Source organism: Klebsiella sp. C349492, assembly GCF_042055345.1.
Taxonomy (GTDB): domain Bacteria; phylum Pseudomonadota; class Gammaproteobacteria; order Enterobacterales; family Enterobacteriaceae; genus Klebsiella; species Klebsiella scottii.
In genome coordinates, this window is sequence record NZ_JANQCE010000010.1 from 40129 (window position 1) to 67073 (window position 26945).

At 56.5% G+C, this 26945-nt stretch carries 22 protein-coding genes and 4 tRNA genes; 7 read left to right on the forward strand and 19 right to left on the reverse strand.

Annotated features, from left to right (window positions below; all coding sequences use genetic code 11):
- Positions 1-56: 56 nt before the first annotated feature.
- The gene (locus NWP14_RS26145; RefSeq protein ID WP_095105167.1) at positions 57-260 is read right to left on the reverse strand and encodes a lipoprotein; all 204 of its coding nucleotides are present in this window, start codon (positions 258-260) and stop codon (positions 57-59) included.
- Between the two features lie 138 nt (positions 261-398).
- Between NWP14_RS26145 and cyaY the strand changes: the two genes are divergently transcribed.
- Complete coding sequence (cyaY, locus tag NWP14_RS26150) at positions 399-719, forward strand: iron donor protein CyaY (RefSeq protein ID WP_095105166.1); 321 nt, start codon at positions 399-401, stop codon at positions 717-719.
- Between the two features lie 62 nt (positions 720-781).
- On the opposite strand, the gene cyaA is transcribed toward cyaY, so the two are convergent.
- Positions 782-3334 (reverse strand): class I adenylate cyclase, encoded by a 2553-nt coding sequence (gene cyaA / locus NWP14_RS26155; RefSeq protein WP_095105165.1) that lies wholly within the window; start codon positions 3332-3334, stop codon positions 782-784.
- A 348-nt stretch (positions 3335-3682) separates the two neighbouring features.
- Here cyaA and hemC point away from each other — a divergent pair, with 348 nt between their 5' ends.
- The 4 genes from hemC to hemY are packed head-to-tail and all read left to right on the forward strand — an operon-like array spanning position 3683 to position 7770.
- A complete protein-coding gene (gene hemC, locus NWP14_RS26160; RefSeq protein WP_095105163.1) occupies positions 3683-4624 on the forward strand; it encodes a hydroxymethylbilane synthase in 942 nt (313 codons plus the stop codon).
- Complete coding sequence (gene hemD, locus NWP14_RS26165) at positions 4621-5361, forward strand: uroporphyrinogen-III synthase (RefSeq protein WP_375216228.1); 741 nt, start codon at positions 4621-4623, stop codon at positions 5359-5361. Before hemC ends, hemD begins: the two co-directional genes overlap by 4 nt.
- A gap of 21 nt (positions 5362-5382) precedes the next feature.
- Entirely contained in the window at positions 5383-6570 is a 1188-nt protein-coding gene (gene hemX / locus NWP14_RS26170; protein ID WP_375216229.1) for a uroporphyrinogen-III C-methyltransferase, read from the forward strand.
- A 3-nt stretch (positions 6571-6573) separates the two neighbouring features.
- Positions 6574-7770: a protoheme IX biogenesis protein HemY gene (gene hemY, locus NWP14_RS26175; RefSeq protein WP_095105160.1), complete on the forward strand. Its 1197-nt coding sequence runs from the start codon at positions 6574-6576 to the stop codon at positions 7768-7770.
- Positions 7771-8267: 497 nt separating this feature from the next.
- Here the strand turns inward: hemY and NWP14_RS26180 are convergent.
- From NWP14_RS26180 to trxA, 17 genes are all read right to left on the reverse strand, one after another.
- Positions 8268-8344: transfer RNA gene (locus NWP14_RS26180), tRNA-Pro, on the reverse strand.
- Between the two features lie 42 nt (positions 8345-8386).
- A tRNA-Leu gene (locus NWP14_RS26185) sits at positions 8387-8472 on the reverse strand.
- Between the two features lie 22 nt (positions 8473-8494).
- Positions 8495-8570 (reverse strand) — tRNA-His (locus tag NWP14_RS26190).
- Positions 8571-8635: 65 nt separating this feature from the next.
- Positions 8636-8712: transfer RNA gene (locus tag NWP14_RS26195), tRNA-Arg, on the reverse strand.
- A gap of 102 nt (positions 8713-8814) precedes the next feature.
- Entirely contained in the window at positions 8815-10200 is a 1386-nt protein-coding gene (locus NWP14_RS26200; RefSeq protein WP_095105158.1) for an amino acid permease, read from the reverse strand.
- A gap of 338 nt (positions 10201-10538) precedes the next feature.
- Positions 10539-11279, reverse strand: a complete 741-nt coding sequence (gene wecG, locus NWP14_RS26205) for a lipopolysaccharide N-acetylmannosaminouronosyltransferase (RefSeq protein WP_095105157.1) — start codon at positions 11277-11279, stop codon at positions 10539-10541.
- A gap of 11 nt (positions 11280-11290) precedes the next feature.
- Positions 11291-12637 carry an ECA oligosaccharide polymerase gene (wzyE, locus tag NWP14_RS26210; protein WP_375216230.1) on the reverse strand — a complete coding sequence of 449 codons (1347 nt, stop codon included), beginning with the start codon at positions 12635-12637 and terminating at the stop codon, positions 11291-11293.
- Complete coding sequence (locus tag NWP14_RS26215) at positions 12634-13713, reverse strand: TDP-N-acetylfucosamine:lipid II N-acetylfucosaminyltransferase (RefSeq protein WP_375216231.1); 1080 nt, start codon at positions 13711-13713, stop codon at positions 12634-12636. Before NWP14_RS26215 ends, wzyE begins: the two co-directional genes overlap by 4 nt.
- Positions 13710-14960, reverse strand: coding sequence for a lipid III flippase WzxE (wzxE, locus tag NWP14_RS26220; RefSeq protein WP_375216232.1), 1251 nt, complete (start codon positions 14958-14960; stop codon positions 13710-13712). Before wzxE ends, NWP14_RS26215 begins: the two co-directional genes overlap by 4 nt.
- 1 nt (position 14961) lies before the next feature.
- Positions 14962-16092, reverse strand: coding sequence for a dTDP-4-amino-4,6-dideoxygalactose transaminase (gene rffA / locus NWP14_RS26225; protein WP_375216239.1), 1131 nt, complete (start codon positions 16090-16092; stop codon positions 14962-14964).
- Between the two features lie 4 nt (positions 16093-16096).
- A complete protein-coding gene (gene rffC, locus NWP14_RS26230; RefSeq protein WP_375216240.1) occupies positions 16097-16771 on the reverse strand; it encodes a dTDP-4-amino-4,6-dideoxy-D-galactose acyltransferase in 675 nt (224 codons plus the stop codon).
- 78 nt (positions 16772-16849) lie between these two features.
- On the reverse strand, positions 16850-18112 hold the full coding sequence (gene wecC, locus NWP14_RS26235; protein WP_375216233.1) for a UDP-N-acetyl-D-mannosamine dehydrogenase: 1263 nt from the start codon (positions 18110-18112) through the stop codon (positions 16850-16852).
- On the reverse strand, positions 18109-19239 hold the full coding sequence (gene wecB, locus NWP14_RS26240) for a non-hydrolyzing UDP-N-acetylglucosamine 2-epimerase (RefSeq protein WP_095105147.1): 1131 nt from the start codon (positions 19237-19239) through the stop codon (positions 18109-18111). Before wecB ends, wecC begins: the two co-directional genes overlap by 4 nt.
- Before the next feature lie 56 nt (positions 19240-19295).
- On the reverse strand, positions 19296-20342 hold the full coding sequence (gene wzzE / locus NWP14_RS26245) for an ECA polysaccharide chain length modulation protein (RefSeq protein WP_095105145.1): 1047 nt from the start codon (positions 20340-20342) through the stop codon (positions 19296-19298).
- 13 nt (positions 20343-20355) lie between these two features.
- Positions 20356-21459, reverse strand: a complete 1104-nt coding sequence (gene wecA / locus NWP14_RS26250; protein WP_041143476.1) for a UDP-N-acetylglucosamine--undecaprenyl-phosphate N-acetylglucosaminephosphotransferase — start codon at positions 21457-21459, stop codon at positions 20356-20358.
- Between the two features lie 240 nt (positions 21460-21699).
- Complete coding sequence (gene rho, locus NWP14_RS26255) at positions 21700-22959, reverse strand: transcription termination factor Rho (RefSeq protein ID WP_002883293.1); 1260 nt, start codon at positions 22957-22959, stop codon at positions 21700-21702.
- A 333-nt stretch (positions 22960-23292) separates the two neighbouring features.
- Positions 23293-23622, reverse strand: coding sequence for a thioredoxin TrxA (gene trxA / locus NWP14_RS26260; RefSeq protein WP_041143475.1), 330 nt, complete (start codon positions 23620-23622; stop codon positions 23293-23295).
- Between the two features lie 343 nt (positions 23623-23965).
- Between trxA and rhlB the strand changes: the two genes are divergently transcribed.
- Positions 23966-25231, forward strand: coding sequence for an ATP-dependent RNA helicase RhlB (gene rhlB / locus NWP14_RS26265; protein ID WP_095105143.1), 1266 nt, complete (start codon positions 23966-23968; stop codon positions 25229-25231).
- 199 nt (positions 25232-25430) lie between these two features.
- On the forward strand, positions 25431-26921 hold the full coding sequence (gppA, locus tag NWP14_RS26270) for a guanosine-5'-triphosphate,3'-diphosphate diphosphatase (RefSeq protein WP_189339927.1): 1491 nt from the start codon (positions 25431-25433) through the stop codon (positions 26919-26921).
- Positions 26922-26945 lie beyond the last annotated feature (24 nt).

A 26945-nucleotide genomic window follows, 5' to 3' on the forward strand; every position in this document is an offset into this window, starting at 1 on the left:
CTCTAACTAATTTGCGTTTCAGGAAGACGGCAAGCCGTGCATCCCCGGGAGTATCGTCAGTAGTCTACCTGGGTCGGGCCACCGCTATCGCCGCGATCGTTACGATCCGGCGTTGCGCTCTGGATACCGCTATCGACCGGTTTGGTCGGCGGCGGCGCCGTTTTATCCGCCGGTGGGAAATACAGCGGCCCCTTCAGACCACAGCCGGTGAGGCTGAAGATCGCCAGCAGAACGGCAAGCGTAGGAAAAAGGTTTTTCATTGATAGTTGCCCGTGAGTCATTCTTTCTGCTTTCTATCATCGCAGGAGAAGACGTAAAAGCAAGCGTTTAGCATCCGACTGCGCGCGCTTTTGTTTCGCGCTATACTGCCGCCATCTTCAAAAAAGCAGGGTAGAACCATGAATGACAGTGAATTCCATCGCCTGGCTGACAGCCTGTGGATGACTATCGAAGAGCGCCTGGACGAGTGGGACGGCGATAGCGATATCGATTGTGAGATTAACGGCGGCGTGCTGACCATTAGCTTTGAAAACGGCAGCAAAATCATCATTAACCGTCAGGAACCGCTGCATCAGGTCTGGCTGGCGACCAAACAGGGCGGCTACCATTTTGACCTGAAAGGCGATGAGTGGATTTGCGATCGCAGCGGCGAAGCCTTCTGGGATCTGCTGGAGCAGGCGGCAACCCAGCAGGCAGGCGAAGCGGTGAGTTTCCGTTAAAGCCGACTGCGCTCATCGGTAGCCCCGGTACGCCTCGCGCAGCCGGGGAATACTGCGCGATATCAGGAGTAGTGCTGCTGGAGCATCGGCGACACCGCGGCATCCTGATTCATCGGTGCCGTCACGGCGCCGATTGCCTGGCTACGGAAGGGAATGACCTGAGGCCGGCCGTCAACGTCAACGATCTGGTAGAACTGCGGCAGGTTGAAGTTGATAAAGCTGGAACCGTAGGTGAACCGGTCGTGCGATGACGAGTAGAAGCGGCTAACGTCGCGCACCAGCTCCTCTTTACTGCCTTCACAGTGATGGTAAACCTCGGCGCGATTGCTCTCATCGAGAATATAGATATTAAACCCGCTGTCGTTATCCGCATCTTCAAAGAAGAACTGAATAATCCCTTCGCTGGCAAAACCATCGACCACCTGCGGCAGCTTAACGTGGTTGGTTTCCACCTGAACCGACAGGCCGTGCAGCTTGTTGTGCGAGATGGCGCCATAGAATTCGATGGCATTTTCCAGCTTCTGCACCGAGACGTTAAGACGCTCGAAGAACAGGCCCCACGTCTGTCCGGACACGCGCAGCGCCTTGAAGCGGCCGGTATCCTGACGGGTGCTGGAAAGGCGTAGCTCAATGCACTCGGAGACCAGCTGCTGCACGCGGGTGCGGATAAGTCCGCGCAGATGCTGGCTATAGCAGAACACTTCAACGCTATCCGGCGGCGCGGCGTCCTGGTGCATTTTACCCAGAATGGTCTTCAGCGCTTCGATCATCGCCTGCTCGCCGTTAAAGTGCAGGGTTCGCACTTCGTTCCACGAGTTACGATACAGCAGGTCCACGCTGCCTATCAGGCACTTCTGCTCTTCGCCAAAGCTAAATACGTCCAGCTTGCGGAAGTCAAAATGCACCACCTGATTGCGGAACGCTGCGGTCGGATCGTATTCAAGGTTAACGATAATCGCCAGATGGCGGATTTCGCAGGGGCTATACAGCGCTTTCGGCGTGGGTGAAGGCAGGCGTAAAGGGAAGTGGTGGGCAACATCGGCCACCATCTCCTGCAGCTTCGCCAGGTCGACAATGCCGTTACCCTTAATAAACAGCCGGGTACGCGACGTCAGCAGGCCGTTAAACCACGCCCATGCCACCAGCTTGTTAAGATAGCGGTTATATTCCAGCGGCTGATGGCTAACGATCGATTCCATATCCGGCGCGCGATTATAGACGTACCAGCCGGTGCGGTTAGCACGGCCCGGCGGCACGTGGATAAAGGTCAGATTTGGTTCGGACAGATCCGGCGATATCTGCGGGTTAACCAGGGTTACTTTCCCCGGCAGCGCTTCAAACGCCGCATACAGCTTACGGGTCAGCACGCCAATATCCTGCGGGCTGGCGGAAACGCTCAGGTTGTTGCGACGCGCAAAACGAATCAGGTTGCGGTAGCTCTGCATCATCGCATCAAGCAGTTCGTTGTGCGCTTTACGTACTTCGTCGATCTTCCAGTTGGCCCGGTTGTCCAGCATCGCCAGACGCTTTTCATCCCAGCCCCACTCTTTCACCAGGTGGCTCACCACCTCACGACGCCAGCCTACGCAGGCGCGCTCGCGGCTCAGCTTTTCGCACACTTTGAGGTAGAAACAGCGGCGTACCAGGTCGAGACGCGTATCGTCCCCGATGGCCTGCAGGTAGATCGTGACGCGTTCCAGCATCATGCAGTAAGGATCGAGACCGAACGAAACGATCTCGCCGTCGTGCAGGCGCTGTTTAATATCTTTCGCCAGCAGGCGGTTATTTGGATATTCCCAGGAATAGGCTTCCAGCAGCAGCGTTTTCAGCACCGCCTTATAAGGCGAATCAATGCTTTTATACAGCTGCCACAGGCTGGCGCCGAAATACTCTTCCGCCGACAGCGAGCTCAGGCCGCCGAGATCCAGCCATTCGTTCGGCGTCAGCACGCCCTGCGCGTAGAGGCTCATGACATAGTCGTCATAGTGCTCTTCTTCGTCGCACGGCACCATATTCCACAGAATACGCTTACCGGCAAGGCGCACGGCGGTACGATAGAATTCGTCCAGCAGCAGGATATGCTGCGTTGAGCCGCAGTCTTCACCGCCCAGGCTACCGCTTTCGTTATGGCGGAAGCGGTTTTCATCGATCAGGAAGAAGCTGACTTCCACGCCCAGCGACGCCGCCCAGCTCTCCAGCAGGCTGCATTTACGCTGCAGCAGCTGGCGCTCATCGGTATCGAGCCAGGCCTGGTGGCATACCCATATATCAAGGTCGGAAGAGCAGCTTTGGCCGACGGATGAGGTGCTGCCCATGGAGTAAAGGCCAGTGATCGGCAGCTCGCCTTTCGGCGGCTCCTGCGTCAGCATTCCGCGGTGCAGCTCAAGCTCGTCAAGGTAGTGGCGTTGGGTTTCATCAGGCGTGTAAAGGCAAATGCCTCGGGGAACGTTACCGTCAAGGTAACCCGGCATCAACGGGTGATGATAATGTAGTAATGTCGGCAGTAGACTGTAAACCTGCTGGAAAGCGGGCCCCATAGCAGCAAGCGCGCGATCTACGCGCAGTTGGTTGATGGCATCCAGTCTCTGTTTCAGCGTCTCAATATAGAGGTACAAGACATATCGCCTGATGTTCAAAAACCCGCCGTACCATAGCCAGTACCGGGTTTCAGTATTTCAACAAAAACCGTCACCATTCGTCGTCGGTGTGGTTGTGATGAACTGCTGACGGACAAATGGTTTAAAACGTGATCAATCTAACACCTTGCTGATTGACCGTAAAGAAAGATGCGCTACATACAAGTGTAGCACCGTTTAGTGCGTGTAAATTCCTCTCTACGGTTCGGCAACCGGTATGCGCATAAAAGGCCAATAAAGAGATCGCCAAGGCCCTGACCCACAAAACTAACATCCATAAGACAACAATGTTAGGATGGTTTGTGGTCGACAATGACGGTAACAAGCATGTTAGACAAAGTTTTGAAAATTGCCACACGGCAAAGCCCACTTGCGCTATGGCAGGCGCATTATGTGAAAGAGCGCCTTGAGTCCTGCCATCCGGAGCTCAAGGTTGAACTGGTGCCAATGGTCACACGCGGCGACGTGCTCCTTGATACACCCCTCGCAAAAGTGGGTGGCAAGGGCCTGTTTGTCAAAGAGTTAGAGCTTGCCATTATGGAAGGGCGCGCCGATATCGCCGTGCATTCCATGAAGGATGTTCCCGTCGAGTTTCCCGAGGGTCTGGGACTGGTAACCATTTGTGAACGCGAAGATCCTCGCGACGCTTTTGTCTCAAATCACTATGCTTCCATTGACGCGCTGCCTCAGGGCAGCATTGTTGGCACATCAAGTTTACGCCGCCAGTGTCAGCTGGCCGCACAGCGCCCGGATCTGCAGATTCGCTCCCTGCGCGGCAACGTCGGTACCCGGCTGGGTAAACTTGATAGCGGTGAGTATGACGCAATTATTCTCGCCGCTGCGGGGCTGCTACGCCTGGGGCTCGAAGCGCGAATTCGCCAACCGTTAAGCCCTGAACAGTCGCTGCCCGCCGTCGGCCAGGGCGCAGTCGGCATTGAGTGTCGGCTTGACGACGAATGGACGCAAGCTCTGCTGGCGCCGCTGAACCATGCGCCAACGGCAATACGTGTTCGCGCCGAGCGGGCAATGAATACCCGTCTTGAGGGCGGCTGTCAGGTGCCGATCGGCAGCTACGCCGAGCTTATTGACGGCGAGCTGTGGCTACGCGCGCTGGTCGGCGCGCCGGACGGTTCGCAGATGGTTCACGGCGAGCGCCGCGGACGCCCGGAAGACGCCGAGCGCCTTGGCGTCTCTCTGGCGGAAGAGCTGCTGGATAATGGCGCCCGGGAGATCCTGACCGCCGTTTATGCCGGAGACGCGCCACGATGAGTATCCTGGTCACCCGTCCGCTGCCGCAAGGCGAAGAGCTGGTCAGCCGCCTGCGCGGGCTGGGACACGTGGCCTGGAGCTTTCCGCTCATTGAATTTACGCCCGGCCGCGAGCTGCACACGCTCAGCGACCGGCTGGCGGCCCTCTCCGCGGGCGATTTATTGTTCGCCCTTTCGCAGCACGCCGTGGAGTTTGCCCACGCTCGCCTGCAGCAGCAGGCCCTGCGCTGGCCGCTGGCTCCCGGCTATTTTGCCATTGGCCGCACCACGGCGCTGGCTCTGCATAAGGTCAGCGGCCACAATATTCGCTACCCATTAGATCGGGAAATCAGCGAAGTCTTGCTACAATTACCTGAATTACAAAACATTGCTGGTAAGAAGGCCCTCCTGCTTCGCGGCAACGGCGGCCGGGAACTACTCGGCGAAACGCTCCGCGAGCGCGGCGCTGATGTCACTTTTTGTGAGTGCTATCAACGTTGTGCAAAGCATTATGATGGTGCAGAAGAAGCAATGCGCTGGCAGTCTCGCGGCGTCTCCACGCTGGTCATTACCAGCGGTGAGATGCTGCAACAGCTTTGGACGCTGATCCCGCAATGGTATCGAGAACGGTGGCTCCTCCGCTGTCGCATTTTAGTTGTCAGCGAGCGCCTGGCCCAGCAGGCACGGGAATTGGGCTGGCAGGATATCCAGGTTGCCGAAAGCGCCGACAACGATACGCTGCTACGCGCATTACAATAACTCTCAACATTGGAAGCCATAATGACGGAACAACAAAATCAATCCGCCGTGGTTGAAGAGACCAGGGAGGCCGTGGAAAAGACGCCACAGCCAGAGAAAACCGGGAAGGAAAACGGCGGGAATAAAACCAGTCTCGTTTTGAGCGCGGTCGCTATCGCTATTGCCCTCGCCGCCGGCGTGGGCCTGTACAGCGTGCACAAGCAGCAGCTATCCCGACAAAACGCGGCCAGCTCAGCGTTAGCCGCGCAAATTGCGGCCCTGCAAAAATCGCAGGAAGGCCAAAAAACCGAACTCGAAGGCATCATCAGGCAGCAGGCTGACCAGCTGACCGCGGCCAAAAGTCAGCAGGATGCGCTGGCGAAGCAGCTGGAAGAAGTGCAGCAGAAAGTGGCCGTTATCTCCGGCAGCGACGCCAAAACCTGGCTGCTGGCTCAGGCTGATTTTCTGGTGAAAGTCGCCGGACGCAAGCTGTGGAGCGATCAGGACGTCACGACCGCCGCCGCGCTGCTAAAAAGCGCCGACGCCAGCCTCGCCGACATGAACGACCCCAGCCTGATTGGCGCCCGTCGCGCCATCACCGACGATATCGCCTCGCTCTCGGCGGTAAGCCAGGTCGACTACGACGGCATCATTCTCAAAGTGAATCAGCTTGCTAATCAGATAGACAACCTGCGTCTTGCGGATAATAACGACGACGATTCCCCGATGGATTCCGACAGCGAAGAGCTATCCAGCTCAATCGGTGAGTGGCGCATTAACCTGCAGAAGAGCTGGCAGAGCTTTATGGACAGCTTTATCACCATCCGCCGCCGCGACGAAACGGCAGTACCGCTGCTGGCGCCGAACCAGGACGTCTACCTGCGCGAGAATATTCGCTCCCGTCTGCTGGTCGCCGCGCAGGCGGTTCCGCGCCACCAGGAAGAGACGTACAAGCAGGCCCTGGAAAACGTGTCGACCTGGGTCCGCGCCTATTACGATACTGACGATGCCACAACCAAAGCCTTCCTTGAGGAAGTCGATAAGCTGAGCCAGCAGAGCATCACCATGAGCGTACCGGAAAATCTGCAGAGTCAGGCAATACTTGAGAAGCTGATGCAGACGCGAGTACGTAATCTGATGGCACAGCCCGCCGTCGCGCAGAGCGCTCCCCCGGCTCCTGCCCCGACGCCAGCCGTGCCGGCACCAGCGCCTGCGCCACAAGGAGAGTAACGCATGTTGAAAATTCTCTTACTCTTCGCACTGCTGATCGCCGGGATCGTTATCGGCCCCATCATTTCCGGGCATCAGGGCTATGTGCTGATCCAAACCGATAACTACAACATTGAAACCAGCGTCACCGGCCTGGCGATCGTGCTGATCCTCACGATGGTGGTGCTGTTCGCCATTGAATGGTTGCTGCGGCGTATTTTTCGCACCAGCGCGCATACCCGCGGCTGGTTCGTAGGACGTAAACGCCGCCGCGCGCGTAAGCAAACCGAGCAGGCGCTGCTAAAACTGGCTGAAGGCGACTACCAGCAGGTTGAAAAGCTGATGGCCAAAAATGCCGATCACGCCGAGCAGCCGGTGGTTAACTATCTTCTGGCGGCGGAAGCGGCTCAGCAGCGCGGCGATGAAGCCCGCGCCAATCAGCATCTTGAGCGCGCGACGGAGCTGGCCGGAGACGATCTGATCCCGGTAGAGATTGCCCGCGTGCGCCTGCAGCTGGCGCGTAATGAAAATCATGCGGCTCGCCACGGTATTGATAAACTGCTGGAAATCACTCCCCGACATCCTGAAGTCCTGCGTCTGGCGGAACAGGCCTACACCCGCACCGGCGCGTGGCACTCGCTGCTGGATATCATCCCGTCCATGGCAAAAGCCAACGTCAACGATGAAGAGCATCGCGCCGCGCTGGAGCAGCAGGCGTGGATCGGTTTAATGGATAAGACGCTGGCCGATCGGGGCAGCGAAGGCCTGCGCGAATGGTGGAAAAACCAAAGCCGTAAAACGCGTGGCCAGGTCGCGCTGCAGGTGGCGATGGCGAATCTGCTCATTGAGAGCGATGACCACGATACCGCGCAGCAAATTATTATCGACGGCCTGAAAAAGCAGTATGACGATCGTCTGGTGATGCTTATCCCGCGCCTGAAGACCAATAATCCGGAACAGCTGGAAAAAGTGCTGCGCCAGCAGATCAAAACCGTCGGCGATCGTCCGCTGCTGTGGAGTACGCTGGGGCAATCGCTGATGCGCCATGGCGAATGGCAGGAAGCCAGCATCGCGTTCCGCGCCGCGCTGAAGCAGCGCCCGGATGCGTTTGACTACGCCTGGCTGGCCGATACGCTCGACCGCCTGCATCAGCCGGAAGAGGCAGCCGCTCTGCGCCGCGATGGCCTGCTGCTAACCCTGCAGAACAATACGCCGCAGTAGCCGTCCTTCCTGCAGCTGTCGCCTCATCAGGGGCGACAGCTCTCTTCTCGCCGCGCCCCTTCTCTGTTTATCCCCTGCCCTTTTCTTACCGGTCCCTGAAAGAAAAAAACGCCCGCACTGATAATCAGGGCGGGCGTTAAAACAGGTCTGTTTGACAACAAATTGGGTGCTTCACTCAACGTCGTGTCCATGGTGTTTGATGAGACCAGATATAGAATGGCGACATCTGTCAGTGGACGATAAGCACCGTAAACGGCTCTGCATCATTCCTGAGTTTATGAGGCACTAAGGCGAACATAAGAGATGGAATGAGCATCTACCCGGTTATTATCGCACAGGTTCTGTGGAGATGACATCTCCCCCGATGGCGAATTGAGAGTTTTCTGGACGAAAAATTTTGCCAGAGCCGGGGATGTTTTATTTTTTAAATCAGGGAGATACAAGAAGTTTTCGCGATAGCAGAAAACAAAAAACCCCGCCGAAGCGGGGTTCAAAATTGGTCGGCGAGAGAGGATTCGAACCTCCGACCCACTGGTCCCAAACCAGTTGCGCTACCAAGCTGCGCTACTCGCCGATATACTGCTTTTTGAATTTTTAGTTCAATTCTTTAAAGTCGTGGTGCGAGGGGGGGGACTCGAACCCCCACATCCTAAGGACACTAACACCTGAAGCTAGCGCGTCTACCAATTCCGCCACCTTCGCAATTCACAACTCTATCAAATAATGGGGTGGCTAATGGGATTCGAACCCACGACAACTGGAATCACAATCCAGGGCTCTACCAACTGAGCTATAGCCACCACTACAAATCTTTTCACGCGGCACTGTCTTAAACAGTCCACCGCAGCTCAAGCACCGGGTTAAATGGTGCGCCCGACAGGATTCGAACCTGAGACCTCTGCCTCCGGAGGGCAGCGCTCTATCCAGCTGAGCTACGGGCGCTTAGCGCCGTTGCGGGGTCGGATATTACGGACTTCCCCCCCCGCTGTCTAGTGCCTTTTTAAATAAAATTTCCGTTTGCTCACACTTTATTCGCTTTGCTGCTTATTCCGTCGCTTTGTCGACATTTCCATGCCGCCCGAGGCCAAAAACCTTATAAATAAGGGTCACCAGGGCAAGAAAAAGAATTCCGACAAACAGCGACATCCGGGTATCGTCGTTAAAACCCATGCCGATCAGCACGCAAACCAGAAATGCCATCGTAAAATAGTTCGCCCACGGGAAGAGCAGCGAGCGGAACGGGTGGCTGGCCATCGCCGCCCGGTGCGCGCGACGAAAACGCAGCTGGCTAATCAGGATCACAAACCACGGCACCATCCCCGGCAGCACGCTGGCGCTGTAGACGTAGACGAATACCCGCTGTGGATTAGGAATAATATAGTTCAGGCAGGAGCCGACCAGCAGAATCAGGATCGACAGCGCGACGCCTGCCGCCGGTACGCCGTTGCGGGAGACCTTGCCGACTGCCGCCGGTAGCTGACGGTTTTTGGCCAGCGCGTAGAGCATGCGCCCACAGCTATACATTCCGCTATTGCAGCCGGAAAGCGCGGCCGTCAGCACCACAAAGTTGATAATGCCCGCCGCCGCCGTGATGCCGATCTTAGCAAAGGTCAGCACGAACGGGCTGCCGCCGGAGCCAATCTGATTCCACGGGAAGATAGTCACAATGACGAAAATGGCGCCTACGTAAAAAATAAGGATACGCCACAGAACTTTGCCGACCGCGCTGCGCAGGGTCACCTGCGGGTTCTTCGCTTCTCCAGCGGTAATACCGATAAGCTCAACGCCCTGGTAGGAGGCAACGACAATACACAGCGCGGTCAGGAAGCCCTTCCAGCCGCCGGCAAAGAAGCCGCCGTGTTCGGTCAGGTTGCCAAAGCCGATAGAGTGCCCACCGTTACCAAAGCCAAAGAAAATAACCCCCAGCCCGACCACAATCATCACGATGATGGTCGTGACCTTAATCATCGCAAACCAGAACTCGATCTCACCGTACAGGCGTACCGCCGCCAGGTTCGCCAATGCCACCAGCCCAACGGCAATCAGGGCCGGTATCCACTGCGCCATCTCAGGGAACCAGAACTGGACGTAAACCCCGATGGCCGTAATCTCCGATATCCCTACAGCCATCCACATAAACCAGTAGGACCAGGCGGTAAGATAGCCGAAGAACGGGCTCATATAGCGGTGGGCGTAAACGGCGAACGAACCGGTTACCGGTTCAAGAAACAGCATCTCCCCCATCGAACGCATGATAAAGAAGACAAATAAGCCCGCAATAATATACGCCAGCAGGACGGACGGGCCGGCCCATTTCAGCGTACTCGCCGATCCCATAAATAAACCGACGCCAATCGTACCGCCAAGGGCGATTAGCTCAATGTGCCTGGCCTCCAGCCCGCGCTGAAGTTCCGCTTTTTTCTTAGTCATATAGCCTCTTGTGTTTGCCCTGCTCCGGGTTTTTAGCTGTTCCTCGCCGAACGGCCTCTTTATTGGCAGCACGTACCCGTCCCTCCGTCATGATTATCGATGTCGGAAAGTTAACGGATGAGCCGCCTTGATGCCCTTCTGAAGGTCCCGCGCATATACCGGTTATTTTTATAAATATGTGAAATGAAATAGCCCTGCCTGCGCGCCGGTAAAGAGTGCCGGCGCGCATTAAGCATGCGAATGGTTAATTAATTTTTCCGAAATGGCAAATAAAGTATCAGCCAGGCGAATACATTACACAGAATATGTGTGAAAATGCGCCAGTTTGCAGTGGAATATTAGAGCTGACCGGTATAATACCAACGTAAATATCGCAGCAGTCTGATCTGTCTTTTAATCCGGCTGGGCTGTGATATCAAACGATAAAACCACTCCAGCCCCATGTCCTGCCAGAACTTTGGCGCCCGGTGAACGTGGCCGGTAAATACGTCGTAGGTGCCGCCCACGCCCATATAGAGCGCCTGGGGATAGACCAGCCGGCAGTCACGCATCAGGATCTCCTGGCGCGGCGAGCCCATCGCGACGGTGACAATCCCGGCTCCGCTGTCGCGGATGCGCTCAAACAGCTCCTGACGCCGGTCGGCGGAGAAATAGCCGTCCTGGCTACCGACAATGTTAACGTTCCAGCGCTGGCGCAGCTGCGTACAGGTCTGGGCCAGCACCTCCGGCTTGCCGCCGATCAGAAAGACCGGCGTGCCCTGGGCCCCGGCGCGTTGCATCAGGGCTTCCCATAAGTCGGCCCCCGCCACGCGCGATACCTGCGCCTGAGGATATTTTTTACGTAATGAACGCACCACGCTAATGCCATCGGCATATTTAAATTCAGCCGCTTCAATCAGCGCCCGAACCTCGGGATCGTCCTCGACTGCCAGCATCTTTTCGGCATTGATCGCCACCAGCGTACCCTGACGAATTGCGCCGTCAGCGTAGAGAAAATCCAGCGCATGCTGCATATCGCGCCATCCGATGAGCTGTAAACCTCTCAGCAGATACAACGGCGCGGAAGTACTCTCAGACATGTTAATCCTTATCAGACCTGAGGTTGCGAAAGCGGTTTGGTCCGCTTATGAATCAGTCCTACGCTATCCAGGAACCAGTACAGCAATTTCGCCGCCAGCAGGCAGATACCAAAGATCACGAGGAAAAACACCACGCGGGAGCCGAAAGAATCCAGCCCTTCACGAGCCAGCACGATCATATTGAAGATAGCGCCGAAACAAAAACTATGCAGAATGGCCGCCTTATAGCGGTTGCTCTCCCGGTTGCCAAGCTCATACAGCCAGTCAAACCACTTAATAATCAGCCCGACCGCGACCGCCCCAAGCGGAATAAACCAAACTCCGCCCATCACCACCAGTGAACCAATCAGCGTGGGCGAGATAGCCAGCCCGGAGTGATTATTCAGCACTTCCCAGGTGAAGTAGTTGGCGGTATTCAGAACCATCGAAGGCCGGCCGTGCCACATCCAGCTGGGGATAAAGACGTAGAAATCCCTGATCATCGGCGCCAGCCCCTGGAACTCTATCTTATCGTAGTTCTGCAGCAGCAGCGCCAGGTTCTCCCACGGTGAGAAGGTATCGCGGGTCAGATACAGGAAGGTATAAAACGCCTCATCGCCGCTGACGTTCATCCCGTAGCGCTTCAGGGCCAGCCAGAACATACCGACAATGCCCAGCACGCCGGCCGCAGCCAGCATCCACAGGCTTATCCAGCCGCGAATAATGCCGATAAACAGGAAGATGGCGAAGGCAATAATGATGTTCGCCCGCGTGCCGCCGACGATCGCATAGGTCAGCAGGCCGAAGGCGGTGGTGCTGATAAGGAAGAAAATCCACGCCTTATAGTCCTGGCGCAGAAAATAGACCACCAGCATCGCCGGGATAAAGAAATAGAAAAAGCGCTTCAGCGCCACGCCGGACACTTCGCTGGAGAAGATCTGGCTATAGGAGTTGAGCCTGAACAGCAGGAAGCCGTTGTGGGCAAAGAAAATCCCGACGCACAGCAGCGCAACGCCCAGAAGAATAATCCATGCCAGATGGGTCTCAACGCGGTTCATGGTGAACAGCGGACGGCGCTGGCGATCGTGCGCGGACGAACGCAGCCGCGTTTTGTAGGTGACGTAATACACCGCATAAAAGCATACCGACACCAGCAGGGTTTGCAGCAGCACTTCCGGCGGCGCAACGCTGACATCAAAGCGGAATACCAGAATGCTGGTCAGCGGGAAGCCAAAGAAAAAAGTCAGCAGAAACAGCAGCGAAAAAAAGACGTTGAAGTTAAAGCGCACCCGGCGAAACTCGAAATACGTCGCGGTGGCAATAAACAGCGACGACAGCAGCCAGACCACCAGCAGTCCGCAAAATTGCATTAATGTCATGCGCTCACTCCCGAGGCAATCTGCAATGCCCGCTGCCAGCCCGTCAGGTAGTTTGGCCGGAAGAAGGCGATCTGGTTCTTATCAACGTTCGCCAGCTGACGTTGAGCCTCGCGTACCACGGCAACATCCAGGGTATCGCTGGTAAACAGTACCGGAATATTCTGCTCCGTCATATCCTGCCAGAACGGATTCTCCCGATTCAGGACGCAGGGAATACCCGCCTGAATCAGCAGGCACAGCGTGCCGATCCCCTGCTGGCGGGCAAAGAGGAAATAGCCCAGATCGCAGCGGCGCAGCAGTGCCAGGTAATCGTTGAATTCCAGCCTGTCGCTGAGTACCTGTAAACGCCCGGGGCTAAACAACGCCGCGCCCGCCGCGCGCACTTCGTTAATATATTCCGCATTGTTGGCCGGATAGCCCATCGGGACAATCACATTTACCGTATCGCCAAACTGCTGATGAATAGCGCGCAGCGCCGCAATATGTTCATTGCTGCGATCGCCTGAGTTGCCCACCAGAATAGTCAGCGCTTCGGCACGCGGAGCGCTATCCGCCAGCGTATTCAGCGCCGGATCCATCCGGGTCGGGAAATAGAGCAGCTCCCCCGCCACCTTAGGGTGGCGACGGGCAAACCAGCTCAGGTCGCCGCGGGTGGCAAAAACGCGCCCCACTCGTCCCTGCGCCATACGCCGCAGGGGATAGAATAAACGAAACTTCAGGCTGGACGAATTCTCATACAGATCGGCGCCCCAGATATGCCAGTTGAACTGGGAAGGGCGAATTCCGCCGCTGAGCAGCGCCAGCCACAGCCCCGTATTAAACTGGCCGTGGAAGAAAAAGCGCTGGTGTCGATCCGCTTTGGCCGCGGAAATAACCGCCTGTGCCAGCGATTTCTTCCCGGGATAGCAGGCGATCGACAGCGCCGGGTACGCCTCGCGGACGCCCGTTGCATCACCGACGACCATAAACGTGCGCGCCCGCTCGTCGCTACCGGCCAGCTCGTCATTAAAGAACCGCAGAACGGTCTGGTTGTGGTGCGGAATATCCGATCCCAGTACGTGTATCAGTGCTGTCATGCCCGTTTACGCCAAAGTAAAAACACGCCGCTACAAAGGGCGAAATAAACAATATACGTAGCCATATACGCCTGCGCCGCGCCAACTGCGCCGTGCGCCGGAATAAGCCAGTGTGAGAAGGCGGTCAACAGCGTGAACTGGCTGATTTCCGTCAGAATATAAAAACGCAGTGACGCTTTGGCGATCACCAGGTAGCCGTAAACATAGGCTCCGACCTTAAGGACATCGCCAACCAGCTGCCAGGCAAACAGATCGCGCATCGCCGTAAAGCGTTCGGAAAACAGCAGCCAGATGGCAAAGTCGCGCAGTAGCCAGACGGTCAGGCTTGCCGCCGCCACCGCCGGCAGGACAAATTTTAACGATTTGCCGATCTCGCGGGTAATATCCGCTTTGGCGGTTAGCCGGGAGAGCGTAGGCAGCAAATAGACGCTGAACGACGCGGTGATGAACTGCAGATAGGCGTCGGAAATACTGCTCACCCCCTGCCAGATCCCGACCGCCTCCCAGCCGTAATGTTCCGCCAGCAGGTTACGCATCATCACGTAGGCGACCGGCAGCGTCACCGAGGTAATCAGCGCCATCAGGGTAAATTTAGACAGCTGCCCCGCCAGGCCGTTATCCCAGCGCGGGCGCAGCGCGCTAAGCGGGATGGTCCCCCGCCGCCACAAAACGATAGCCGCCGGAACCACCACCAGCGCCGGCACCAGCGCCAGCCCAAGCAGCGCGCCCTGATAGCCGCCGAAATGGTAACAGGCATAGTATGCCGCCACGCCGATCAGGCTGCCGGCAATCAGCGATACCGCGTTCCCCGCCGCATCGCGGAAGCCTTTTATCAGCGCCAGCAGGAAGTTAGCCCAGGCAATGCCCATCTGCACCAGCGCCACCAGCCGCACCAGCCCCTGGTACTGCGGATGACCAAACAGCCCCTGGCTGACGGGCGCCGCGGCGAGTAAAAATATCAGCGCCAGCAGCGTCGAAAAGCCCAGCACCATCGAAGAGGAGGTGCCGACCACCCGGGTAAGCTGCTGGCTATCGTCATGATGCTGCGCAACCAGCTTGGTTACGCCATTGAAAATACCGGCGCCGGCAAGGACGCCAAGCACGGTGACCAGCTGGCGAAAGTTACCGGCCTGGCCTACGCCTGTCGGCCCGAAGGAAACGGCAAGCAGCTTAACCACCAGCAGCCCGGCGCCGATTTTGACCAAGGTGGACGCCGCGGTCCACAGGGAAGCTTTTGCCAACGACATATCAGGAGAAATAGCTCAGCAGCGAGTTAATCACCGTACGCTGGTTAACCGGCGACAAATTGTAGAACAGCGGCAGGCGCAGCAGGCGCTCGCTCTCCTGCGTGGTAAAACGGTCTTCACCACGGAACTCGCCGAAGTTCTCCCCTGCCGGGCAGCTGTGTAGCGGGATATAGTGGAATACGGCGAGAATCTCGGCCTCTTTCAGCCACGCGATCAGCCTGCTGCGGTCGTCGATATCCCGCAGCTTGATATAGAACATATGCGCGTTATGTCCGCAGTCGGCAGGGACAATCGGCAGCTCGATGCGCCCGGCGCGCGCCAGCGGCAGCAGCGCGTCGTAATAGCTCTGCCACAGCGTCAGGCGCTGCTGATTAATTTTCTCCGCCGCTTCCAGCTGCGCCCACAGATAGGCGGCCTGCAGGTCGGACATCAGATAGCTGGAGCCGATATCGCGCCAGGTGTACTTATCCACCAGTCCGCGGAAAAACTGGCTGCGGTTGGTGCCTTTTTCACGAATGATTTCCGCGCGCTCGACCAGCTGGCGATCGTTGATCAGCGTCGCCCCGCCTTCGCCGCCGGCGGTATAATTTTTGGTTTCATGGAAGCTAAAGCAGCCGATGTGCCCGATAGTTCCGAGCGCACGCCCTTTGTAGGTCGACATGACGCCCTGTGCGGCATCCTCCACCACGAACAGGTTGTGCCTGCTGGCAATAGCCATGATGGTGTCCATCTCGCAGGCAACGCCGGCATAGTGAACCGGCACAATCGCCCGGGTCTTCTCAGTAATGGCGGCTTCGATCAGCGTTTCATCGATATTCATGGTATCGCGACGAATATCGACAAAGACAATTTTCGCTCCCCGCAGCACGAAGGCGTTGGCGGTAGAGACGAAGGTATAGCTCGGCATAATGACTTCGTCGCCCGGCTGGATATCCAGCAGCAGCGCCGCCATCTCCAGCGAAGCGGTACAGGACGGCGTCAGCAGCGCTTTTACCGTGCCGAAACGCTGCTCCATCCACTGCTGGCAGCGGCGGGTAAATCCGCCATCGCCGCACAGCTTGCCGCTGCCCATCGCAGACTGCATATAATCAAGCTCGGTTCCCACCACCGGCGGCGCGTTAAATGGAATCATCATGTCACCTGTATAACCAGTACGCGGTGTTTTCCACATTCGCACCGCTGAGAATATAACGTTTAAGCGCGGCGGTATTACCCATCTGGGTCGCCACCCGCAGTGTTGAGAGCCCGCGCGATCCGGCCCAGCTTCGCGCCGCCTGCATCAGCTCAGCGCCGGCGCCGCGGCCGGCCAGCAGGCCGATCCGGGCGTCCGTAGCATTGAGCTGACGCAGGGAGACAAAAGCGCGAACATCGCCGTCGGAGGTGCGAAAAATCAGGCACTGGTTATCAAAGGTCCCCAGCACCGCATTTTCAATCCATTGAGCATAGAAACGGCCGCTGGCATCAGCGGCATACCACGGCGCGCGAAAGCGGCTCAGGGCAAACGCCTGCGCCGCCAGCTCCCGCAGTCGCGGAATGTCCGACGCGGTGGCGACTTCGCATCCGAGATCGTCAGCCGTCCCGACCGACAGCGCCAGATCGACTTCCCCTTCCACAAGCTGGAAACCCAGCTGCTGTAAGGCGTCCAGCCGTTCGGTATCGTCCGCCGCAATCTTCGCCTGCAGACGCGACCAGCCGGTCAGCGCCTGGTTCGTCAGCGGCGGAGCATCGGCGCGAAAGCGCACGATCGCGCTGTTAACGCCAAAGAAGCGATTTTCCCACTCCAGGGGCTCAATACTGGCGCGGACGGACACGGATAAGATCCCGTAAATATTGGCCATAGCCGGAACCAGGCCTCGGGCCCAGGCTCATTCCGCTGGCCAGAAGCGTTCTCACCGCCATACCCCTTTGGTATCGACGATAAATGCCTGGGTCACGCTGTCGCCGTCGATCGCTTTGAACTCATGGTGATCGACCAGCATCACCAGCACATCGGCGTTCGCCAACGCATCATTCAGCGATGCCAGCGTACACAGACCATCGAGCTTCTTCGGCAGCTGGTGAATATTGGGTTCGACAACCAGCGTTTCACCGCTGTGCCAGGCCGCGACTTGCATGGCGATAGCCATCGCCGGGCTTTCGCGCAGATCGTCGATATTCGGCTTAAAGGCCAGGCCAAAGCAGGCAATTTTCAGCTCGCTGGCGCGCCGGTTGCTGGCGGCAAGACACTCCGCCACCCGCGCCTTCACCTGCTCGATAACCCATTCGGGCTTATGGTCGTTGACCTCACGCGCGGTGCGGATCAGCCGCGCCTGCTGCGGATTCTGCGCCACGATAAACCACGGGTCGACCGCGATACAGTGGCCGCCAACGCCCGGTCCCGGCTGCAGGATATTGACGCGCGGATGGCGATTCGCCAGGCGAATCAGCTCCCAGACGTTAATTTCCTGCTCGGCGCAGATCAGCGACAGTTCGTTGGCAAAGGCGATATTGACGTCGCGGAAGCTGTTTTCGGTCAGCTTGCACATCTCTGCGGTGCGGGAGTTGGTCACCACGCACTCGCCTTCGAGGAAAATTTTATACAGCTCGCTGGCGCGGGCGGAACAGACCGGCGACATCCCGCCAATCACCCGGTCGTTCTTAATCAGCTCGACCATCACCTGGCCCGGCAGCACGCGTTCCGGACAGTAGGCGATATTCACGTCCGCCGCTTCGCCTGCCTGCTGCGGGAAGCTCAGATCGGTGCGCAGCTCGGCCAGCCAGCCCGCCATCAGCTCCGTCGCACCGACGGGGGAGGTGGACTCAAGGATAACCAGCGCCCCCTTCTTGAGCACCGGCGCTATCGATTTTGCCGCCGACTCGACGAAGACCATATCCGGCTCGTGCAGATCCTTAAATGGCGTAGGTACGGCAATCAGAAAGGCGTCCGCTTCCACCGGTACGGTCGTCGCGCTTAAATAGCCCTGCTCGACCGCGGTCTTAACAACGCTGGCCAAATCCGGTTCCACGATATGAATCTCGCCACGGTTAATGGTCTCCACGGCGTGCTGATTAACATCAACGCCGACCACCCGCTTCTGCCGGGAGGCGAACGCGGCAGCGGTTGGCAAACCGATATACCCAAGGCCAATCACTGAAATGGTAGAAAAACTCATAGCGTTACCTGATTATTTTTAAGTGCGGTCAAAATACGGCTACATGCCTGCCCATCGCCGTAAGGGTTATGCGCCCGGCTCATCGCCTGGTATGCGGCATCATTGTGCAGCAGATGCGTGACTTCCGCGACGATGCGCTGGCTATCGGTACCGACCAGAGTGACGGTGCCTGCGGCCACCGCCTCCGGCCGTTCCGTCATCTCACGCATCACCAGAACCGGTTTGCCCAGCGAAGGGGCTTCTTCCTGAATACCGCCGGAGTCGGTGAGGATCAGCCATGCGCGATCCATCAGCCAGACAAACGGCAGGTAATCCTGCGGTTCGATCAAAATCACGTTATCAACATGACCAAGAATGCGGTTTACCGGCTCGCTGACGTTTGGGTTCAGGTGCACCGGATAGACAATTTGTACATCGGGATTGCTGGCCGCAATTTCCGCCAGCGCGTGGCAGATTTGCTCAAACCCGCGGCCGAAGCTTTCGCGACGGTGGCCGGTAACCAGGATCATCTTCTTTCCGTTAGCAAGGAACGGATAGCGCTGCGTCAGCTCGATGCGCAGCGCCTCATCACCCAACACGCGATCGCGAACCCAGAACAGCGCATCAATAACCGTATTACCGGTTACCGTGATATGGCTATCGGCAATATTCTCCCGCAGCAGGTTCTGCCGCGAGGTCTCCGTCGGCGCAAAATGATACGTTGCCAGACGCCCGGTTAACGTCCGGTTACCCTCTTCCGGCCACGGCGAGCTGAGATCGCCGGTGCGCAGCCCCGCCTCAACGTGCCCCACCGGGATGCGCTGATAGAAAGCGGCCAGGCTTGCAGCCATCGTCGTGGTGGTATCGCCATGCACCAGCACGACGTCAGGCTTAAACGACTCCAGAACCGGCTTCAGCCCTTCAAGGATGCGGCAGGTAATCTCCGTCAGACCCTGGCCCGGCTGCATGATATTCAGGTCGTAATCCGGAACAATAGCAAACAGCTTCAGCACCTGATCGAGCATCTCCCGATGCTGCGCGGTTACGCACACTTTCGCCTCAAAATGAGGGTCCCTGGCCAGCGCGTGAACCAGCGGTGCCATTTTGATGGCTTCGGGTCTTGTGCCAAATACAGTTAGTACTTTCACATCGATTCTCTTCGATTAGGTGATGAAGTCCGCATGACCGTCATCACAGGCCGCATTCACTGGATACGACGCCGCGATAACGCAACGCCTGCGCCGATGAGCGCGCCCACAATCCCCCACATCACCATCAGAAATACGCGCCGCGGGCTATCGCGTTTTACAGGTTCTTCCGGCGTACGCAAATATCGGTAAGTCTGAAAACGCGGATCTAATGTCGGCCCGACGTTCAGGGTATTCAGCATCGCGCGGCTCTGGTCATAGTCAAGATCGTATTCCGGACCTACCGCCTGCAGATTTTCTAAGCGCGCCTGCAGCATCGGCCTGCCGAGTAAAAACAGCTCGGAATCCGGCAGCTGATCGGCCGGAATATCGGTCTCACTGCGGGAAATATTATGCTGCTGGGCGATTTTCAGCGCCTCTTCCACGCTGTGCGTACGACGGTTGAAAATCTGACGGGCAACCTCTTCCTGACGCTTAACCTGCGCTTTCATCTGCACGGTACGTGCCGCCCAGGCCCCCTTGAGCTCGTCATTCAGATGACCCGCCGCGCGCTGGCTGGCAAACGCCACGTACTGGCGCAGCAGATTATTGGCATCCGGCGCGGTCTCGGCCGTCAGCTTCACGCTATCGTTGATATTTTTTACCGCATCGCCCGGCATAAACTGAATATTGTTAATCAGGTCGTCCAGCAGCGCGGCATCGGCGCGAGAATTACCCGACTGGCGCTGTTTGTAATAGTCGGTTTGCAGCCAGAAATCACGGCGGGTGTCCCAGGACCCCTGCTGCATGATGAACTCTTTATAGGCGTCGTCCATTGCCGAAGGCTGATCGACCGGCGCAAGATTGGCTTTGATATCCAGATTGCGTAAAAACTGCTGTTGAGAGTAGTAGCTGCCTAGCATATTGACGGTTGGCCGGTCGGTAATTGCCGTCGCGCTCCACTCCTGGCGAGCAAAAAAGGCATAAACCAGTACGATCAGCGCAAACAGCACGGCCATCCCTGCTATCCAAATTTTTCCTGCCCATAAGGCGCGAAACAGCCCGCGAATATCCAGCTCATTCTCAACGTTCACTGCTTGTGCTCCCGGTAATGGTTGAGTCATCACGTCCCCAGTTCTACTTGGTTAATTTTGGATTATTGCTGCTGTGTCGCCGTATTCTGCGTCTGATGCGCTTAACCAGGCGCGCCACTTTCCAGGCGCGTTTAATGCAGTAGCCGTAAAGGAAGAAGGCTAACAAAAAGAGTATTAACATCACCCATTCAGGAACGATACGGGTATATTCCGCCACCACCCCTACCAGCGCCAGTAAAGCGGCCGCCAGCGTGATCAGAACGAATGCCTGCCGGGAAGTAAACCCAGCGCGCATGATCAAATGATGAATGTGCTGGCGATCCGGAGAGAACGGACTCATGCCTTTGCGCAGGCGACGATACATAATCGCCACCATATCCATCAACGGAATTGCAATAATCCACAGCGCGGTAACCGGGCTAATGGGATGCGTTTTACCCTGCGTTGTTTCCAGCAGGATCCAGATAATGGTGAAGCCAATCATGGTGCTGCCGGCATCGCCCATAAAAACCTTATAGCGACGGCCAAGCGCACCGAGGTTAAGTAAAATATAGGGCAGAATGGCGGCAATCATCGCAAAACACCACATTGCCAGGCTGTACTGGCCATCAAACCACAGGATGATGCCCGTTGCCGCAAAGGAGACCGAAGACAGACCGCCGAGCAGGCCGTCGATGCCATCAACCATATTAAAGGCGTTAATCGCGGCCCAAACGGCGAAAAGAGTGAGGAAGAAACCGAAGGGGCCGAGCACCAGCTCCCACGAGCCAAAAATAAAACCCAGGCTGCTAAGATGCAGGTTTCCTGCCATCATCATGACGACGGCAATGGCGGCCTGCATAACCGCACGAATTTTTACGCTGATATCAAATCGGTCATCCAGCGCGCCGACCAGTACCAGAATACCGGCGCACGCCAGGTACAGCGAGGCATGGGGAATGTAATAATCTGCGATCGCAAATGTAAAACAAATACCCGCGTAAACTGAGATCCCACCCACTAACGGAACCAGACCCTGATGCCGTTTTCGATAGTTAGGCTTATCGACTAACCCAACCTTTTTTGCCGCCTTGCGAGCCACAAATATAAAAAGGGTAGTGAATAAGAAAATACTGATTAATTCAGTAATAGCAGTGAGTAAATTCACAACGCATGTGCTCTCAGCATGGTTAATCCGGGAAGTATAACGACGATGTCTCAACTCCTGAAGGGGTAATGCAGATCATTACAAATTTATTGTATAGATTTTAGTCTGTTAAAGTTATCTCTGCCAGGAGAAGCGAGCCCATCATACGATATTACCCGCTCCGATTTCCCTTTCTGGATCATACAAATCCCAAAAACAAAACGCCACGCGGTTGCGTGGCGTTTTTCAGCTTTTTTTAACTTACGAACGCTTCATCATATCGAAGAAATCATCGTTAGTTTTGGTCATAGCCAGCTTGTTGATGAGGAACTCCATCGCGTCGATTTCACCCATCGGATGGATGATTTTGCGCAGGATCCACATCTTCTGCAGCTCTTCCTGAGTGGTGAGCAGCTCTTCTTTACGCGTACCGGAACGGTTGTAATCGATAGCCGGGAAGACGCGTTTTTCTGCAATCTTACGGGAGAGGTGCAGCTCCATGTTACCGGTGCCTTTAAACTCTTCGTAGATAACTTCGTCCATCTTGGAGCCGGTGTCGATCAGCGCCGTAGCGATGATAGTCAGGCTACCGCCCTCTTCGACGTTACGCGCGGCACCGAAGAAACGCTTCGGACGGTGCAGGGCGTTGGCGTCCACACCACCGGTCAGAACTTTACCGGAAGCCGGTACGACGGTGTTGTAGGCGCGAGCCAGACGGGTGATGGAGTCGAGCAGAATGATAACGTCTTTCTTATGCTCAACCAGGCGCTTGGCCTTCTCGATAACCATCTCGGCAACCTGAACGTGGCGGGATGCGGGTTCGTCAAAGGTAGAAGCAACAACTTCACCTTTAACCAGACGCTGCATCTCGGTCACTTCTTCCGGACGTTCGTCGATCAGCAGGACCATCAGCACGCAGTCAGGATGGTTGTAAGCGATGCTCTGCGCAATATTCTGCAGCAGCATCGTTTTACCGGCTTTCGGCGGAGCAACAATCAGACCACGCTGACCGCGACCGATCGGCGAAGCCAGATCCAGGACGCGAGCGGTTAAGTCTTCAGTCGAGCCGTTACCACGTTCCATACGCAGACGTGAGTTTGCGTGCAGCGGCGTTAAGTTCTCGAACAGGATCTTATTGCGCGCGTTTTCCGGCTTGTCGTAGTTAACTTCGTTGACTTTCAACAGCGCAAAGTAACGCTCACCCTCTTTCGGAGGACGAATCTTACCGGAAATGGTGTCACCAGTGCGAAGGTTGAAACGGCGGATTTGGCTAGGGGATACGTAGATATCGTCGGGACCGGCGAGGTAGGAGCTGTCTGCGGAGCGGAGGAAACCAAATCCATCCTGCAGTATCTCCAGTACGCCATCGCCAAAGATATCTTCGCCACTCTTCGAATGCTGCTTGAGGATGGCAAAAATAATATCCTGCTTACGCATACGGGCCAGGTTTTCCAGCCCCATATTTTCGCCGAGAGTAATCAGCTCAGAAACCGGCGTATTCTTTAATTCGGTAAGATTCATAATGGTGTGGGTTCTTAAACTCGGGGTAGAACTCGAACTTCATGTTGTGAATGGTATGGCAGGAACATCCATGCCTGTTAGCGGCCTACATCTCGTGTCTGTACGTTGCCTGGTCACAGGAAAGAACGCAGAGCTGAAACGACAAAACGGAATGAGTGATAAGCCCGGAATTTTTAGCTTCACGCGCATTTCTGCGGGATGCTTCGGGTAAAGCAAGATTCAAACAATAAAGGTATGTTTAAAACGAAGTCTGAAGTTAACTTAGCACGACTCAAGCCGGGCGTCCAGAGTTCCGCAAAAAATAGGAATCCGGACGCCGGAATGGCAAACTGATTACGCCAGGTTGGCGTCGAGGAAGTCTTTCAGCTGGCCTTTAGACAGTGCGCCAACTTTGGTTGCCGCCACTTCGCCGTTCTTAAACAGCAGCAGAGTCGGGATGCCGCGGATGCCGTATTTCGGCGCCGTACCCGGGTTCTGATCGATGTTAAGTTTCGCTACGGTCAGCTTGCCCTGATACTCGCCAGCGATCTCATCCAGAATCGGGGCGATCATTTTGCACGGACCGCACCACTCTGCCCAGAAATCGACGAGGATTAGCCCGTCAGCCTTGAGTACGTCCGTGTCAAAACTGTCGTCAGTCAGGTGAATAATTTTATCGCTCATATTTAACTCCACAGGAATAAGCCTGGTGTGCTGGTGTCGCAGACATCAACGACGCGTTGATGCTACGTTATACACGTTACCCTTCAGGATGCCTCTTAAACTGACAGCCTGTGCGACCCGGTCCATCATGGACCTCGCCGTGCAGGAATCAAAGCAAACCGTGTTCTAACCCGTTACCGGTAGATTATTCACCTCCGGTCCGCTTAGTAGTCTAAGCTTTCGAAGATTCATTCGGTTGCCGCAAAGCACCTTCAGTAATTTCGCGTATAGCCAACGAAAGGTTGACGTTATTTCAACGGATACGCTTTCTTAATGCAATAGTTAGCTGATATTCTACCACACTATGAGCAAAACACATTTAACAGAACAGAAGTTTTCCGACTTCGCCCTGCACCCGGCAGTTATCGAAGCCCTTGAAAAAAAAGGCTTTCATAATTGTACGCCCATTCAGGCACTCGCTCTTCCGCTAACGCTGGAAGGTCGTGATGTCGCCGGGCAGGCGCAAACCGGTACCGGTAAAACGATGGCGTTTCTGACGTCAACGTTTCATTATCTTCTCTCTCACCCGGCTATCGCTGACCGCCAGGTCAACCAACCGCGCGCGCTGATCATGGCGCCAACGCGTGAGCTGGCGGTACAGATCCATGCTGACGCAGAACCGCTGGCGCAGGCCACCGGCCTCAAGCTCGGTCTGGCGTACGGCGGCGATGGCTACGATAAGCAGCTGAAAGTGCTGGAGAGCGGCGTCGACATTCTGATCGGTACCACCGGTCGCCTTATCGACTACGCCAAACAAAATCATATCAACCTTGGCGCTATTCAGGTTGTCGTCCTCGACGAAGCCGATCGCATGTACGATCTCGGCTTTATTAAAGATATCCGCTGGTTGTTCCGTCGTATGCCGCAGGCTAACCAGCGCCTGAACATGCTGTTCTCCGCCACTCTTTCCTACCGGGTCCGTGAGCTGGCGTTTGAACAGATGAACAACGCCGAGTACGTTGAAGTAGAACCAGAACAGAAAACGGGTCACCGTATTAAAGAAGAGCTGTTCTATCCTTCCAACGAAGAGAAAATGCGCCTGCTGCAGACGCTGATCGAAGAAGAGTGGCCGGATCGCGCCATTATCTTCGCCAACACCAAGCATCGCTGTGAAGATATCTGGGGCCACCTCGCCGCGGACGGTCATCGCGTAGGCCTGTTGACCGGCGACGTCGCGCAGAAAAAACGCCTGCGTATTCTCGAAGAGTTCACCCGTGGCGATATCGATATTCTGGTGGCAACGGACGTTGCGGCACGCGGTCTGCATATCCCAGCCGTCACGCACGTCTTTAACTTCGACCTGCCGGATGACTGTGAAGACTACGTACACCGCATTGGCCGTACCGGTCGTGCCGGTGCCAGCGGTCACTCCATCAGCCTGGCCTGTGAAGAGTACGCGCTGAACCTTCCGGCTATTGAAACCTATATCGGGCACTCAATTCCGGTAAGCAAGTACAACCCTGATGTGCTGATGACCGATCTGCCGCGGCCGCTGCGCCTGGCGCGTCCACGCACGGGCAACGGCCCGCGCCGTAACGGACCGCCTCGCAACCGCCGTCGTTCAGGTTAACAAAGTATGTCATACACAAAATCATTCGGGATGCATCAAAGCGCCAGGTTAGCGAATCCCGAATGACTTACTTTAGTAAGTGGTTCGGGTGACAAATCTGTGTCTGACGGATTTGAACGCTGCTTGCAGCGGCCCCATCGGGGTGAGTCCCTGGGATGGGCCGAATAAGCACGCTACTTTCGCAGAGGCAATTTGAAGGATGAAGTGTATGAGTTCCACCTCGCTTTATGCAGCTATAGATCTTGGCTCTAATAGCTTTCATATGTTGGTCGTTCGCGAGGTGGCAGGGAGTATTCAGACTCTCAGCCGTATCAAGCGCAAAGTGCGGCTTGCCGCGGGCCTGAATAGCGACAACGCGCTCTCCGCGGAAGCGATGGAGCGCGGCTGGCAGTGCTTACGGCTGTTTGCCGAGCGCCTGCAGGATATCCCTCCGGCACAAATCCGCGTGGTCGCGACCGCGACTCTGCGTCTGGCGGTCAATGCCGATGAGTTTCTGGCCAAGGCCAGAGACATTCTCGGCTGCCCGGTGCAGGTCATTAGCGGCGAGGAGGAAGCACGCCTGATTTACCAGGGCGTTGCGCATACCACCGGCGGTGAAGACCAGCGTCTGGTGGTCGATATCGGCGGGGCCAGTACCGAACTGGTCACCGGAACCGGCGCGCAAACCACCTCTCTTTTCAGCCTGCCAATGGGCTGCGTCACCTGGCTGGAACGCTACTTCGCCGATCGCAACCTCACTAAAGACAACTTCGATCTTGCTGAAAATGCGGCTCGCGAAGTCCTGCGTCCTATCACCGATACGCTGAACTATCACGGCTGGAAAGTGTGCGTCGGCGCCTCAGGCACCGTTCAGGCCCTGCAGGAAATCATGATGGCGCAGGGTATGGATGAACGCATTACGCTGGCCAAACTCCAGCAGCTCAAACAGCGGGCGATTCAGTGCGGGCGTCTGGAAGAGCTTGAAATAGAAGGCCTGACCCTCGAGCGAGCGTTAGTTTTCCCCAGCGGTTTAGCCATTCTCATCGCCATATTTAGCGAGCTGAATATTCGCTGCATGACCCTGGCCGGCGGCGCGCTGCGCGAAGGCCTGGTTTACGGCATGCTGCACCTGGCGGTCGATCAGGATATCCGTAGCCGGACGCTGCGTAACATTCAGCGCCGCTTTATGATAGATACCGAGCAGGCCCAGCGCGTCGCCCATCTGGCGGCAGATCTGGTGAGCCAGCTGGATAGCTGCTGGGAGCTGGAGCCGCTTAGCCGCGACCTGCTGCTCAGCGCCTGCGCTCTGCATGAAATTGGCCTGAGCGTTGATTTTAAGTCTGCCCCGCAGCACGCGGCCTATCTGGTGCGTAATCTCGATCTCCCCGGCTTCACGCCGGCGCAGAAAAAGCTGCTCGCCACGCTACTGCTCAACCAAACTAACGCGGTCGATCTCTCTTCGCTTCACCAGCAGAACGCGGTCAAACCTCGGGTTGCGGAGCATTTATGCCGCCTGCTACGCCTGGCTATTCTGTTTGCCAGCCGGCGCCGGGACGATCTGCTGCCGTCCGTCACCCTGACCGCCGAGGATGAAAAGCTAATGCTGAGGCTGCCGGAAGGCTGGCTGGAAAACCATCCGCTAGGCAGTGAAATGGTAGAGCAAGAGTGCCAGTGGCAAAGCTATGTCCACTGGGCCTTAGAAGTCGTCTGATATCGACCCCCGGCAGCACGGCGC

Excerpts from the sequence above, each read along its gene's own strand:
- NWP14_RS26145 (WP_095105167.1), bottom strand. The coding sequence starts at position 260 with ATGAAAAACCTTTTTCCTACGCTTGCCGTTCTGCTGGCGATCTTCAGC.
- cyaY (WP_095105166.1), top strand. The coding sequence starts at position 399 with ATGAATGACAGTGAATTCCATCGCCTGGCTGACAGCCTGTGGATGACT.
- hemC (WP_095105163.1), top strand. The coding sequence starts at position 3,683 with ATGTTAGACAAAGTTTTGAAAATTGCCACACGGCAAAGCCCACTTGCG.
- hemD (WP_375216228.1), top strand. The coding sequence starts at position 4,621 with ATGAGTATCCTGGTCACCCGTCCGCTGCCGCAAGGCGAAGAGCTGGTC.
- hemX (WP_375216229.1), top strand. The coding sequence starts at position 5,383 with ATGACGGAACAACAAAATCAATCCGCCGTGGTTGAAGAGACCAGGGAG.
- hemY (WP_095105160.1), top strand. The coding sequence starts at position 6,574 with ATGTTGAAAATTCTCTTACTCTTCGCACTGCTGATCGCCGGGATCGTT.
- NWP14_RS26200 (WP_095105158.1), bottom strand. The coding sequence starts at position 10,200 with ATGACTAAGAAAAAAGCGGAACTTCAGCGCGGGCTGGAGGCCAGGCAC.
- wecG (WP_095105157.1), bottom strand. The coding sequence starts at position 11,279 with ATGTCTGAGAGTACTTCCGCGCCGTTGTATCTGCTGAGAGGTTTACAG.
- wzyE (WP_375216230.1), bottom strand. The coding sequence starts at position 12,637 with ATGACATTAATGCAATTTTGCGGACTGCTGGTGGTCTGGCTGCTGTCG.
- NWP14_RS26215 (WP_375216231.1), bottom strand. The coding sequence starts at position 13,713 with ATGACAGCACTGATACACGTACTGGGATCGGATATTCCGCACCACAAC.
- wzxE (WP_375216232.1), bottom strand. The coding sequence starts at position 14,960 with ATGTCGTTGGCAAAAGCTTCCCTGTGGACCGCGGCGTCCACCTTGGTC.
- rffA (WP_375216239.1), bottom strand. The coding sequence starts at position 16,092 with ATGATTCCATTTAACGCGCCGCCGGTGGTGGGAACCGAGCTTGATTAT.
- wecC (WP_375216233.1), bottom strand. The coding sequence starts at position 18,112 with ATGAGTTTTTCTACCATTTCAGTGATTGGCCTTGGGTATATCGGTTTG.
- wzzE (WP_095105145.1), bottom strand. The coding sequence starts at position 20,342 with ATGACTCAACCATTACCGGGAGCACAAGCAGTGAACGTTGAGAATGAG.
- rho (WP_002883293.1), bottom strand. The coding sequence starts at position 22,959 with ATGAATCTTACCGAATTAAAGAATACGCCGGTTTCTGAGCTGATTACT.
- trxA (WP_041143475.1), bottom strand. The coding sequence starts at position 23,622 with ATGAGCGATAAAATTATTCACCTGACTGACGACAGTTTTGACACGGAC.
- rhlB (WP_095105143.1), top strand. The coding sequence starts at position 23,966 with ATGAGCAAAACACATTTAACAGAACAGAAGTTTTCCGACTTCGCCCTG.
- gppA (WP_189339927.1), top strand. The coding sequence starts at position 25,431 with ATGAAGTGTATGAGTTCCACCTCGCTTTATGCAGCTATAGATCTTGGC.